Origin of the sequence: Diaphorobacter caeni (assembly GCF_015354245.1) — a bacterium.
GTDB classification, from domain to species: domain Bacteria; phylum Pseudomonadota; class Gammaproteobacteria; order Burkholderiales; family Burkholderiaceae_C; genus Diaphorobacter_A; species Diaphorobacter_A caeni.
Genome location: NZ_JADKYZ010000005.1, coordinates 130903 through 144019 on the forward strand (window position 1 = coordinate 130903; position 13117 = coordinate 144019).

The 13117-nt window shown below is 67.0% G+C and carries 13 protein-coding genes; 3 read left to right on the plus strand and 10 right to left on the minus strand.

Going from position 1 to position 13117, the window contains the following annotated elements; genetic code table 11:
• The first annotated feature begins 30 nt into the window (after positions 1-30).
• The 3 genes from ISG32_RS13830 (at position 31) to ISG32_RS13840 (ending at position 2781) form a co-directional block, all read left to right on the plus strand.
• Positions 31-912 carry a LysR family transcriptional regulator gene (locus ISG32_RS13830; RefSeq protein WP_228529839.1) on the plus strand — a complete coding sequence of 294 codons (882 nt, stop codon included), beginning with the start codon at positions 31-33 and terminating at the stop codon, positions 910-912.
• 205 nt (positions 913-1117) lie between these two features.
• Positions 1118-2212 carry a transglutaminase-like domain-containing protein gene (locus ISG32_RS13835; RefSeq protein ID WP_194771617.1) on the plus strand — a complete coding sequence of 365 codons (1095 nt, stop codon included), beginning with the start codon at positions 1118-1120 and terminating at the stop codon, positions 2210-2212.
• 20 nt (positions 2213-2232) lie between these two features.
• Entirely contained in the window at positions 2233-2781 is a 549-nt protein-coding gene (locus ISG32_RS13840; protein WP_194771618.1) for a TlpA family protein disulfide reductase, read from the plus strand.
• Positions 2782-2814: 33 nt separating this feature from the next.
• Here ISG32_RS13840 and ISG32_RS13845 read toward each other — a convergent pair whose 3' ends face one another.
• From ISG32_RS13845 to ISG32_RS13890, 10 genes are all read right to left on the minus strand, one after another.
• Entirely contained in the window at positions 2815-3372 is a 558-nt protein-coding gene (locus ISG32_RS13845; protein WP_194771619.1) for a PAS and helix-turn-helix domain-containing protein, read from the minus strand.
• Between the two features lie 80 nt (positions 3373-3452).
• Positions 3453-4103 (minus strand): 3-oxoacid CoA-transferase subunit B, encoded by a 651-nt coding sequence (locus tag ISG32_RS13850; RefSeq protein WP_228529816.1) that lies wholly within the window; start codon positions 4101-4103, stop codon positions 3453-3455.
• Positions 4100-4798, minus strand: a complete 699-nt coding sequence (locus tag ISG32_RS13855; RefSeq protein ID WP_194771620.1) for a 3-oxoacid CoA-transferase subunit A — start codon at positions 4796-4798, stop codon at positions 4100-4102. The genes ISG32_RS13850 and ISG32_RS13855 overlap by 4 nt, the downstream gene beginning before the upstream one ends.
• Positions 4799-4826: 28 nt before the next feature.
• Entirely contained in the window at positions 4827-5999 is a 1173-nt protein-coding gene (locus tag ISG32_RS13860; RefSeq protein WP_194771621.1) for a thiolase, read from the minus strand.
• Positions 5996-6406: a Zn-ribbon domain-containing OB-fold protein gene (locus ISG32_RS13865; RefSeq protein WP_194771622.1), complete on the minus strand. Its 411-nt coding sequence runs from the start codon at positions 6404-6406 to the stop codon at positions 5996-5998. The genes ISG32_RS13860 and ISG32_RS13865 overlap by 4 nt, the downstream gene beginning before the upstream one ends.
• The gene (locus ISG32_RS13870; protein WP_194771623.1) at positions 6403-8544 is read right to left on the minus strand and encodes a 3-hydroxyacyl-CoA dehydrogenase NAD-binding domain-containing protein; all 2142 of its coding nucleotides are present in this window, start codon (positions 8542-8544) and stop codon (positions 6403-6405) included. The genes ISG32_RS13865 and ISG32_RS13870 overlap by 4 nt, the downstream gene beginning before the upstream one ends.
• Complete coding sequence (locus ISG32_RS13875) at positions 8541-8756, minus strand: acetyl-CoA carboxylase biotin carboxyl carrier protein subunit (protein WP_194771624.1); 216 nt, start codon at positions 8754-8756, stop codon at positions 8541-8543. The genes ISG32_RS13870 and ISG32_RS13875 overlap by 4 nt, the downstream gene beginning before the upstream one ends.
• A gap of 41 nt (positions 8757-8797) precedes the next feature.
• Positions 8798-10195: an acetyl-CoA carboxylase biotin carboxylase subunit gene (locus ISG32_RS13880; protein WP_194771625.1), complete on the minus strand. Its 1398-nt coding sequence runs from the start codon at positions 10193-10195 to the stop codon at positions 8798-8800.
• A gap of 10 nt (positions 10196-10205) precedes the next feature.
• The gene (locus ISG32_RS13885) at positions 10206-11753 is read right to left on the minus strand and encodes an acyl-CoA carboxylase subunit beta (RefSeq protein WP_194771626.1); all 1548 of its coding nucleotides are present in this window, start codon (positions 11751-11753) and stop codon (positions 10206-10208) included.
• Between the two features lie 112 nt (positions 11754-11865).
• Entirely contained in the window at positions 11866-12867 is a 1002-nt protein-coding gene (locus tag ISG32_RS13890) for a Bug family tripartite tricarboxylate transporter substrate binding protein (RefSeq protein WP_323745938.1), read from the minus strand.
• Positions 12868-13117: the final 250 nt, after the last annotated feature.

A 13117-nucleotide genomic window follows, 5' to 3' on the forward strand; every position in this document is an offset into this window, starting at 1 on the left:
AGCCGGGCCGTGCTGGGCCAGATCAGCGACATGGATCTGCGCCTGCTGCAGGTGTTCAAGGCCGTGGTGGACTGCGGCGGCATGTCGGCGGCGGAGCTGGAGCTCAACATCGGCACCAGCACGGTGAGCCGCCACGTGAAGGATCTGGAGATGCGCCTCGGGCTCACGCTGTGCCGCCGGGGCCGCGCGGGCTTCGCGCTCACGGCCGAGGGCCAGCGGGTGTACGAGGAAACGCAGCGCCTGCTGGCATCGGTGCGCGGCTTTCGCGACTCCATCGACGACATCCACGCGCGCATGGGCGGCCAGCTCGCCGTCGCCATCTTCGACAAGACCGCGAGCAACCCGGCAGCGCGCATCGGCGAGGCCATCGGCGCGTTCAACCAGCTCGCGCCCGATGTGCATCTGCAGCTGCATGTGGGATCGATCAACGAGATCGAGCGCGGCGTGATGGATGGCACCTTCCAGATCGGCATCATCCCCGAGCACCGCAGCTCGCACAGCCTGCACTACCACCGCCTGTTCGACGAGCACATGCTGCTGTACTGCGGGAAGGGGCATGCGCTGTTCGGCGCCGACCACGATGCGCTCGACTGGGACGGCGTGCGCGAGCACCCGTTCGCGGGACTCGGATATCACTCGCCCAACATGGAGCTGACGCACCAGGCACGTCTCTCTCGCGCGGCGACCGGCTTCGATCAGGAGTCGATCGCCACGCTGATTCTCTCGGGTCGTTACCTCGGCTTCTTGCCAGACCACTACGCCCGCGCCTTCGAGGCGGAGGGCCGCATGCAGCCGGTGCGCCCGGCGGAGCTGCACTACCACTGCGAGTTCGTGAGCCTCACGCGCAAGTCACCTCAGCCGAGCCGCGCGGCGGCGGCGTTCACCCAATGCCTGGTGGACGCGCACCGGTGACGCTTGCGCGCCGCAAGTCCATGCTGCCCCGTCAGAAACCGGTGGGTGATAGGATTCCCGGACTCTTGCAGGTCCTGCAGTTTCGCTTGCCGTGTCCGCCGATTCAGAGCGCACATGCGCGCGTTTTCAGTATTCAGGTATCCAGTGCCTGCAAGGGATGCGTTTTCTCTCATTCCCGTCCACTCCCTTTGCGAGCCCCCATTCCATGCAACGCCGCCAATTCCTTCTTGTTTCCTCCATTGCCGCATCGTCCGGAACCTTCGGCGTGAGCGCCTTTGCTGCTGCGCCTGCGAAGGGCGAAGGCTGGCGCGAGTACGAGATCACCACCGAGGTGAACGTGGGCGAGAAGACCGGCGAGGCGCGCGTGTGGGTGCCCGTGCCCATGGCGCAGCTCGACGGCTACCAGCGCACGCTGGACGTGAAGTTCGATGCACCCGGCGCCACCAAGGCCGAACTGTTATCGATGCCGCGTTCGGATGCGCGCATGGTGGCAGTGCACTGGAAGAACACCGAAGCGCCGCAGACCGTGAAGCTCACCACCCGCATCGCCCTGCGCGATCCGTCGGTGGATCTCGGCGCCGCCGGCACGGCGCGCAGGCTGCCCGCTTCGGCGCTGCGCGAATATCTGCAGCCCACCTCGCTGGCGCCGCTTGGCGGCATCGTCAAGCAGACGTCCGACAAAATTCTGGCCGAGGCCGGTCATCCCAAAGACGCCATCGGCAAGGCCCGCGCGATCTACGAATGGATGGTGGTCAACGCCTCGCGTGACGGTGCGGTCGCCGGTTGCGGCACGGGCGACGTCACCTACATGCTCAACTCGGGCAAGATTTCCGGCAAGTGCGCCGATCTGAACGGTCTCTACACCGCACTGCTGCGCGCGAGCGGCGTGCCCGCGCGCGACGTCTACGGCGTGCGTGTGGACACCTCCGAGCGCGGCTTCAAGAGCCTCGGCAAGGCCGGCGACATCTCCAAGGCCCAGCACTGCCGCGCGCAGTTCTATGCGGACGGCTACGGCTGGATTCCGGTCGACCCGGCCGACGTCGCCAAGGTCGCGCTCGAAGAGCAACCCGGCGGCCTGCCCAAGGACGACCCCAAGGTGCGCGCCGCGCGCGCCATGCTGTTCGGCGCATGGGAAGGCAACTGGATGGCCTACAACACGGCCGCCGACGTGCGCTTCCCCGGCTCGGAACTGACCGCGGGCTTCTTCATGTACCCCAACGGCGAATCCGCCAACGGCCGTCTCGACAGCCTCGATCCCGCCCACTTCGCGTACCGCATCACGTCGCGCAAGCTGGCGTGATGATCGCCGCGGAGCATTCCATGGAACAAGGTATCGACCGGCGCAAGAGCCTGCAACTGCTGGGCGGTGCCGCCCTGATGGCCGCCGCCGGTGGCGTGCGCGCTGCGGGCGGCGACGAGCCCTCCCAGGGCAAGCTCATGCCGTGGACGCGCGGCGCAGCGCCCGCGCTCTCGGCCCTCACCATGGAAGGCCGCAAGGTCACGCTGCAGGACTACGTCGGTGAGCCGCTGATCCTGAATTTCTGGGCGTCCTACTGCGGCCCGTGCCGCCTCGAGATGCCCACGTTCAGCATGCTGCTCGATCTCTACAGCGACAAGAAGCTGCGCGTGCTGGCGGTGAACCACGGCGAGATGCCCGCGCGCATCGCGCAGTTTCTCCAAGCCGTTCCGTTCACCGGCGACGTGCTGCTCGACCGCAGCCAGAAGCAACTGGCCGCGTGGGGCGGGCGCGCGCTGCCCACGAGCTTCATCATCGACGCCAAGGGCCGCGTGCGCTTCTGGCACATCGGCGAACTCGACTGGACCGCGTGGGACGCGCAGTCCAAGCTGCAGCAGGTCATCGAGGGTTGAGCGCGCTTGCGCTCAGCGCATGACTCAGACGATTCAGATGCGCCCCACGAGCCGCGCGATCAGCTCGGCCGTGCTCGACACGTCGAACTTGGTGAACAAGCGCCCGCGATGCGCCTCCACGGTGCGAAAGCTGATGCCCAGATCGGCGGCGATCTGCTTGCTCGACTTGCCCGACACCAACGAGCGCGCGATCTGCCGCTCGCGCGCCGTCAGCGGCGTGGTCACCGGGCGCTCGGCCGACATGTCCTCGAACACCCAGACCGAGAGCGCGAACGGGTCCGTGCGATCGGCCGTGCGGCCCGCCACATGGCACCAGAACAGCGTGCCGTCCTGCTTGCGCATGATGCGGTCATCGGCGTAGTTGCCGGTCTCGCGCATCAGCGCCAACGCGCGCGAGCCCGTGTCCTCGAACTCCGAAGCCGACGGATAGAGCACCGCAAGCGACTGCCCGAGCAGCGTCTCGGGCGGATAGCCGAAGATGTCGCAGAAGCTCTGGTTGTACGAGCGGATCTGCCGATGCTGCGCCACCAGCAGGCCGACGGGCGCGAGGTCAAAGACCAGAAGCTGATGATCGATTGCGCTGTCGGCCATGGCCAGAAGAAGAGGGCGGGATGCGGTGCGTGGGGGAATGGAAATGCCGCCCGCATGTTACCCCGCCGCGTCCGACTTTTTCAGGCTTTGTGCAGCGGCGCTCCCGTCATTGCCTGCAGCGTCTGGAAATCGAGGCCCGGGACCATGGACCGCACGACGAGTCCGTCCTGGGTCACGTCGATCACAGCGCAGTCGGTGTAGATGCGGTTGACCACGCCCGCGCCGGTCAGCGGATAGGTGCAGGCCTCGACGATCTTGGGCTTTCCGTCCTTGGTCGTGTGCTCCATCACCACGATGACTTTCTTGGCTCCCGCCACGAGATCCATCGCGCCGCCGACGGCGGGAATCGCATCGGGCGCGCCGGTGTCCCAGTTGGCGAGATCACCGTTGCTCGCCACCTGGAAGGCTCCGAGCACCGAGACGTCGATGTGTCCGCCGCGCATCATCGCGAACGACATGCTGTGGTCGCAGATGGACGCGCCCGCCAGCAGCGAGACGGGCTCCTTGCTGGCGTTGAGCAGGCTCGGATCGACCGTGCCGTCCTTGGGGCCGGGGCCCATGCCGAGGATGCCGTTCTCGCTGTGCAGGATCACGTCGCGGCCTTCTGGAAGGCATTTGGAGATCAGCGTTGGAATGCCGATACCGAGGTTCACGTAGCTGCCGTCGGGGATGTCCATGGCGACGGCGCGCGCCATCTCCTCGCGGCTCAGGCGTTGAAAAGTGGCGCTCATGATGGGACTCCTTGCGTGACCGGTATCTTGACCACGCGCTGCACGAAGATGCCGGGCAGCATCACGTTCTCGGGCACGAAGCCGCCCAGCGGCACGATCTCGTCGACCTGCGCGACGGCGTTCTTCGCGGCCATGCACATCACCGGACCGAAATTGCGCTCGGCATTGCGGAACATGAGATTGCCCCAGGGGTCCGCAGCGCGCGCCTTCACGAACGCGAAGTCGCCGTGCAGCGGATTCTCGAGCACGTAGCCGACGCCGTCGATCACGCGCGTCTCCTTGCCCGCCGCGAGCGTGGTGCCGTAGGACGTGGGCGTGAAGAACGGACCGAGCCCCGAGCCCGCCGCGCGCATGCGCTCGGCCATGGTGCCCTGCGGCACGCATTCGAGCTCGATCTTGCCCGCGCGATACCACTCGGCGAAAGCGTCGGCGTTGGGAATCTTGGGATTGGAGTTGCGTGCGAACGAGCACACCATGCGGCGCACGCGGCCGGCTTCGATGAGCTGGCTCAGGCCGTATTTGCCGTTGCCCGCGTTGTTGTTGACGATGGTGAGCTCGCGCGCGCCCTGATCGAGCAACGCGCAGACCAGCTCGGTCGGCACGCCCGAGATGCCGAAGCCGCCGATCATGATGACCGCGCCATCGGGCACGCCCTGCACGGCGGCCTGCAGTGAATCGACGACCTTGTTCAGCATGCCGTGCCTCCCGTGAAAATGCGGTGCGTCACAGCGTCTCCTCCAGTCCGAAGAGGGCCGTGGACTGGCTCGACAGCGTGCCGCCGTTGCCATGCGCGAGCGCGATCTTCGCGTCCTTCACCTGGCGTTCGCCGCATTCTCCGCGCAGCTGTCGCACGGCCTCGATGACGAGGAAGATGCCGTACATGCCCGGATGCACGCACGAGAGTCCGCCCCCGTTGGTGTTGACCGGCAGGTGTCCGCCGGGCGCGATGCCGCCATTCTGCACGAACGCGCCAGCCTCGCCCTTCTTGCAGAAACCGAGGTCTTCAAGGAACAGCAGCGTGTTGATGGTGAACGCGTCATACAGGCCCACCACGTCCACGTCGCTTGGCTTGAGGCCCGCCATCTCGAACGCGCGCTGGCCCGATTCGCTCGCCGAAGTGACGGTGAGGTTCTCCATGCACGAGATCTGCCGGTTCCACACGGCCGTGGCGTTGCCGAGCACGTAGACGGGCTTTTGCTTCTGCGCCTTGGCGCGGTCCGCGCGCATGAGCACGAACGCGCCCGCGCCGTCGGTGACGAGGCAGCAGTCGCGCACGGTCAATGGTGTGGAGATCATGCGGGCGTTGAGCACGTCGTCGATGCTCAGCGGATCGCGCGCATACGCTTCCGGGTTGAGCTGCGCCCAGCGGCGCGCGGCCACGGCCACCTCGGCGAGCTGCTCGCGCGTGGTGCCGAACTCGTGCATGTGGCGCGAGGCCGCAAGCGCATAGGCCGTGGGCGGCAGCATCGGCTGGTAGGGGTGCTCGTAGGGCAGCGGATCGACCAGCTTGAACGCCTCCGACATCGCCTTGCGTGAGAACGTGCCGGTCTTCTGCGTGCTGCCGTAGCAGACCAGCACGGCGTTGCACTGGCCGCTCTCGAGCGCCAGCATCGCGGGCATCAGATGCGCGATGAAGCTCGATCCGCCCAGCATGGTGCTGTCGATGAACTTGGGGCGCAGGCCCAGATATTCGGCCGTGGGCATCGCCCACATGCTTGCCGCCGAACTGCAGGTGGCGAGGCCGTCGATGTCCTGCATGGTGAGGCCCGCATCGGCCACTGCCTTGGTCGCGGCCTGGGCGAGGATTTCCATCGCTGTGAAGCCATGGGCCTCGCCGATGCCGGCCTGGCCCACGCCGACGATGGCGGACTTGCCGCGCATGTGCTGAAGACTCAATGCGTGCCTCCGTTCTGCGTCTGTTTCTGGGACGGTGCAAACACCACGAGCGGGCTTCCTTCCTTGTCCATGATGCGCGCGGTGACCGGCATGCCGATCGTCACCGTGTGCGGATCGCAGTCGACCACATGGCTCATCATGCGCACGCCTTCGGCGAGGTCGATGAGCACGACGGCGTAGTCGGTGTCGGTGCCGGGCTTGCCCATCACCACGCCGCAGGCGTAGACGGTTCCGGCGCCGCTGGCGGCCTTCCATGTCAGCTGCGTGCTGCCGCAATGCGGACACAGCACGCGCGGATAGAAGATGTGGCGCGCGCAGCCGCCGCATTGCTGGATGCGGAACTCGCCGCGCGCGAGATGGTCCTGAAAGGCCGCGTCGGGCCCGTGGGTGGTGTGCTCGTTCGTCATGTTTTGGAGGTGTGAACTTCGTACGAGGAGATCGGCTTGCCTTCGGCCACCAGCTTTTCGAGCAGCGGCGCGGGCGTCCACAGCTCGCCGTGGGTCTGGTGGAACTCGCGGATGCGCTCCAGCACCTTGGGCAGGCCCACGGTGTCGGCATGGAACAGCGGGCCGCCGCGACCTGCGGGGAAGCCGTAGCCGTTCACGTAGATCACGTCGATGTCGCTGCCGCGCTGCGCGATGCCGTCTTCGAGAATGCGCGCGGCCTCGTTGACCAGCGCGTACATCGTGCGCTCGACCACCTCCTCGTCGGTGATGGCGCGGCGCGTGATGCCCGACTCGGCGGCGCAGGCCTGGATGATTTCCTCGACCTTGGGATCGGGCAGAGGCGCGCGACTGCCGGCTTCATAGCGATAGAAGCCTTCGCCGGTCTTCTGGCCGAGGCGGCCCGATTCGCAGAGCCGGTCGGCGATCTTGCAGTAGCGGATGTGCTTGGGGCGCGTCGGCGCGAGGCGCTTGCGCGCGGCCCAGCTGATGTCCAGACCCGCCATGTCGCCCATGCGCAGCGGCCCCATCGCGAGGCCGAAGCGCTCGAGCGCCTGATCGACCTGCTGCGGCGTCGCGCCTTCCTCGAGCAGGAAGTGCGCTTCACGCGTGTACGGGCTGACCATGCGGTTGCCGACGAAGCCATCGCATACGCCGACCACGGCCGGAATCTTGCCGATGCGCTTGGCCACATGCAGCACGGTGGCCAGCACGTCGGGCGCGGTGGCATCGCCGCGCACGATCTCGAGCAGCTTCATCACGTTGGCGGGGCTGAAGAAATGCAGCCCGACCACATCCTGCGGACGTTGGGTGACGGCGGCGATGGCGTTGATGTCGAGGCGCGAGGTGTTGGTCGCGAGGATCGCGCCGGGCTTGCAGATGGCGTCGAGCTGCTTGAACAGATCGTGCTTGACGGCCATGTCCTCGAAGGCCGCCTCGATCACCAGATCGACGTCGGCGAGCTGGGACATGTCGGTCGTGCCGTGGATGCGGTCCACGCGGGTCTGCATGTCCTTGGCGTCGAGCTTGCCCTTGCTCACGGTGGCCTCGTAGTTGCGGCGGATGGTGGCAAGACCCTTCTGCAGATTCGCGTCGGTGACCTCGACCAGCGTGACCGGATAGCCCGCGTTGGCGAACGCCATCGAGATGCCGCCTCCCATGGTGCCCGCGCCGATCACGCCCACGCGCTGCACGGTGCGCAGCGGCGCATCCTGCGCATCGCGTGGTGGCTTGGCGGCCTCGCGCTCGGCGAAGAACAGATGGCGGATCGCCTTGGACTGCGTGCCGTTGACCAGCTCCATGAAACGCGCGCGCTCGAACTTCAAGCCGTCTTCGAGCGAGCTCTTCGTGGACTCTTCCACGCAGGCGATGCACTGCAGCGGCGCGTCCATGCCGCGCGCCGTCTTGCGGGCGCTGGCGCGGGCCTGCTCGAAGAGTTCGGCGGCATTGGCGGGCACGTTCTCCGCGAGCGCTCCGGTGGCGCGCAGCGCGGTCGCGGGGGAGAGCTTGGAAGCGAAGGCGACGGCGTTGTCGAGCAGGTGGTCGTCGAACACCGCATCCAGCATGCCTGCGGCCAGCGCGGCCGGTGCCTTGACGGTCTTGCCGGAGACGATCCAGTCCAGCGCCTTCTCCACGCCGATGAGGCGCGGCAGCCGCTGCGTGCCGCCGCCGCCCGGCAGCAGGCCGAGCTTCACTTCGGGCAGCGCCACGTTCGCATCGGACAGCGCCACGCGCCAGTGGCAGCCGAGCGCCATCTCCAGCCCACCGCCGAGCGCCGACCCGTGGATGGCGGCGACGACGGGTTTGGAGAGATGTTCGATGCGCCAGATGAGCTGCGGCGTCGTGGGTTCCGACGTGCTTTTGGGTGTGTTGAATTCGCGGATGTCCGCGCCGCCCGAGAACATGCGGCCATCGCCCATCACGACGATGGCGTCGATGTCCGCATCGGCTACGGCCGCGTCGAGCCCCGCGCTCACCTGCTGGCGCAACGCGAACGAGATGCCGTTGACGGGCGGGTTCGACCAGGTGATGACGGCCACGCGACCATGGCGTGCGAAGGGGGTGGCGCCGGGCGCTGCCGTGGTGTTGTCTGCGCCGCTCATTGCAGCTCCACGAGTGCTTGGCCTTCCGTCACTTCGTCGCCCTCGGCCACGAGAAAGCGCGCAACGGTGCCCGCGCTTTCGGCTTCGACGGGAATTTCCATCTTCATCGATTCGACGATGAGCACGGCGTCGCCCGAAGCGACGGAGGATTGCGGCTCGACGCAGAGGCTCACGACGCGGCCGGAGAGAGGAGAGGAAATGGTGGTGGGCATGGCGGGTCCTGTCGGGTGAATGGGTTCGTTGAAGCGGTTGTTCAGGCAGCGACGGGCGCGGCCTGTGTTGGGGCGACCGAGGCTTTTGCGGCGATGGCCGCGCCAAGCTGCGTGTGCAGTCGCCCTGCGGCGAAATCCTCATCATCGAGAATGCGCAGCACAAAGGGAATATTGGTTTTCACGCCGTTCACGTGGAACGATTCGAGCGCGCCGCGCAGTTTGGCGATGGCGGCGGCGCGGTCGGGCGCGTGGGCGATCACCTTGGCTATCATCGGGTCGTAGAAAGTGGAGGTGCGCGCGCCTTCGCCGTAGCCGGTTTCCACGCGCAGGCCTTCGCCCGCGGGCGGCTGGAAGCGGTTCATCACGCCGGGTGAGGGGAAGAAGCGCACGGGATCTTCGGCATAGATGCGGGCCTCGATGGCGTGGCCGCTGCATCCGATCCGCTCGGGCAGCACCTGCGCGAGCGGTTCGCCCGCAGCAAGGCGGATCTGCGCGGCGACGATGTCGATGCCGGTCACCTCCTCGGTCACCGCATGCTCCACCTGCAGACGGGTGTTCACCTCGAGAAAGGTGAATCCGGTCGCGGGCGTGTAGAGCATCTCCACGGTGCCGATCACGTCATAGCCGATGCCGCTGAGGATGGTTTCGAGGCGGCGCGCCATGCGCTCGACTTCATCGCGCGCGATGCCGGGCGCCGTGGCCTCTTCGACCACCTTCTGGTTGCGTCGCTGCACCGAGCAGTCGCGCTCGTGGAGGCAGCGCGCACGGCCATGGCGGTCGGCGAGGAACTGGAACTCGATGTGGCGCGGCTTGTCGATCAGCGTCTCGAAATAGAGCTGCGCGTTGCCGAAGGCCTTGGCGGCCGTGGACTGCGCCTGGCGCAGCGCGCCCGCCACCTCGTCGCGATGGCGCACGGGCACCATGCCGATGCCGCCGCCACCGTTGGCGGGCTTGAGCATCAGCGGGTAGCCCATCGCGTCGGCGATGGCGGTGACCGCGTCCGCGTCGTCCGGCAGCAGCGCGCTGCTCTGCGTCATCGGCATGCCGTGCTGCTGCATGAGGGCGCGTGCGGCGGTCTTGTGGCCGAGCTCGCGGATCCAGCGCGGCGACGGGCCGATGAAGCACAGCCCTGCAGCCTCGACCGTCTCGGCGAACTGGGCGTTCTCCGACAGAAAGCCGTAGCCCGGGTGGATGGCGTCGGCGCCGCATTCCTTGGCGGCGCGCAGCACGGCGTCCTGGTTCAGATAGCTCTGCAGCGCAGGGCCTTCGCCGATGCAGACGGTGGCGTCGGCGTCCTTCAGATAGGGCAGGTCGGCATCGGCGGTGGAGTGCACGGCGACGGCCTCGAGACCCAGCTTGTGTGCGGCGCGGATCACGCGCGCGGCGACCGCCCCGCGGTTGGCGACGAGGATGCGGCGAACGGTGTGGGGAGATCTCATCGCACGGCCCTCAAGGACGGAAGCCGAAGCTTGCCCGGCCCGCCTGGCGCAGCGGCGCGGCGATGGTGGCGAACTCGACGAGCGCGGCGCGGGTGTGGGCCGGATCGATGATGTCCTCGACCACGAACGCCTCGGCGCTGCGGTAGGGTGACGTGAGTCCGCGCACCCGCTTTTCGATCTTGGCGCGCGTGGCTTCGGGGTCGTCCGATGCCTCGATGTCGGCCTTGTACGCGACTTCCAGACCGCCCTCGATGGGCAGCGACCCCCATTGCGCGGACGGCCATGCGTAGCGGAAGTTGAAACGGTCCGCGTTCTGGTGCCCGCCGCCCGCCACGCCGAAGGCCTTGCGGATGATGATGGTGCACCAGGGCACGGTGCTTTGCGCGATGGCGGTGAGCGCGCGCACGCCCGCGCGCATCACGCCTTCCTTCTCGGCCTCGAGCCCGATGCGGAAGCCCGGCACGTCGACCAGATTCACCACCGGCAGATGGAACTGCTCGGCCAGATCGACCATGCGCATGTATTTCTCGGCGGTCTGGCGATCCCAGGCGCCGCCGTAGTGGTAGGGGTCGCTCGCGACGACGACGACCGGCCAGCCGTCGATGCGCGCAAGACCTGCGGCGATCGCCTTGCCCCAGTGGCGGCCGATTTCCATGAAGCTGCCGGTGTCCACCAGCGTCTCGACGATGGTGCGGATCTTGTAGACCGAGCGCGTGTTTTCGGGAATCGCCTTGCGCAGCGCCTTCTGGTCGGCTGCGGCGTCGCGGCCCGATTCGGCGCGCGGAGGCAGCTCGTAGATCGACGAGGGCAGATACGAGAGAAAGCGGCGCGCGCGCTCGAATGCGTCAGCCTCGGACACGGCTTCGTCATCGACCACGCCGTTGCGCGTGTGGATCTGGCTGCCGCCGAGGTCGTTCTTGTCGATGGTCTGGCCGGTGCGCGCGACCACGGGCGGGCCCGCGACGAAGAGCTGCGCCGTGTCCTTGACCATCACCGAATAGTGGCTGGCCGAGACGCGCGCCGCACCGAGCCCGGCGACCGAGCCGAGACCCAGACCCACCACCGGGACGGTCGCGAGATTGCGGGCGATGTAGGGCCAGGATTTCAGCTTGGGCAGCAGCGTGTGGCCCTTGAGCTCGATGTTCTTGACCGAGCCGCCGCCGCCCGTGCCGTCCACCAGCCGCACCAGCGGAATGCGCAGGTCGTGCGCCATCTGCTCGGCCACGATCATCTTGTCGCCCACGGCGCCGTCGTTGGCGCCGCCGCGCACGGTGAAGTCGTCGCCCATCACCACGGCGGGGCGTCCCGCGATGCGCGCACGGCCCATGAGCAGGTTGGATGGCGTGAAGTCGGTCAGCTCGCCGTTGTCGTCATAGGCGCCGCTGCCCGCGAGGCCGCCGACCTCGCGGAACGAGCCTTCATCGACCAGTGCCGCGATGCGCTCGCGCACCGGCAGCTTGCCCGCATCGCGATGGCGCTTGAGCTTTTCCGCTCCGCCCATGCGTTGCGACATTTCGGTTCTGCGGGCGAGTTCGTCGAGTTCTTTTTCCCAGGCCACCTGTTGTGCTCCAGATATCTATGTGCAGGCTTGTGCTGCGCGTGTGTTGATTGACGTTCCAGGGCCCCCATGGGGCCTTGTGTGGACGGCGAGAAAGGCGAGGCGGGCCGAATCAGTCCAGCGTGATGTTGGATTTGCGGATGATGTCGGCGTACTGCTTGGTTTCGCTGTCGATCTGGGCCTCGAACTGCGCGGGCGCGAGCATGCGGATGTTGCCCTGCTGCATGAGCTTGGCCTTGACTTCGGGGTCCTGCACCGCCGTGGCGATCAGGTCGGACAGCGTCTTGACCACCGGGGCCGGTGTTCCGGCCGGGGCGAGCGCGCCCACCCAGAACGAGATGTCGAAGCCGGGATAGCCCGCCTCCGCAATCGTCGGCACGTCGGGCAGTTCATGCCAGCGCTGGGCCGAGGTGACGGCCATCGCACGCAGCTGGCCGGCCTTGATCTTGGGAACCGAGGACGGGTTGTCGAAGGTCGAATCGACCTCCTTGGCGAGCACCGCCACCTGCGCGGGCGCCGTGCCGCGATAGGCCACGTGCGTCATCTTCACGCCCGCCATGCCGTTGAGCAGCTCGTAGCTCAGCTGCGTGAGATTGCCCACGCCGGCGGAGCCGTAGGAGTACGCCCCGGGCTTGGCCTTGGCGAGGTCGAGCATGGCCTTGAGGTTGGGCGCGGTGCCGATGGGTTCGTTCTGCGGATTGACGGTGAGGATGAAGGGCACCGAGACCATCAGCGAGACCGGCGCGAAGTCCTTTTTCGCGTCGTACGCCATTTTCTTGTAGAGCGATGGGTTCACGGTGATGGTGCTGGAATTGCTGATCAGCACCGTGTAGCCGTCGGGCGTGGCCTTGGCGACGTCGGCCGCGGCGAGCATGCCGTTGGCGCCGGTCTTGTTTTCCACCACCACGGACTGGCCGGTCTTGTTGGTGATGTGCTGCGCAATGATGCGTGCGACCGAATCGATGGAATTGCCCGCGCTGAAACCCACGACGAAGCGGATCGGCTTGGCGGGATAGCCGCCGCCGGCCTGCTGCGCCGATGCGCTGCCCATGGTGATGAACGCGGTTGCCGCGCCAGCGATGGCGGTCAGAAAGATGCGTTTGGTGCTGTTCACTGCCTTGTCTCCTGGCCAGGATGGCCGTTTCTGAAAGTTCTGTCTAACGAAACTTGAATTCTTTTTTATAGTTTTCAGGAGAACCCCTTTCAAGTCAATTGCTGACGGTAGGTGTTATCCCTGCATCGCTGCATTTGTCATGCGTGCGTCTTGGCGCGCTCGCTCTGGCGTTTCACAATGGCGTGCTTGGGCAGGGTGAAAAAAGGAAAATTCATTCTGTTGGCCGAAACTTCAACGCGTGGGCGGCGGG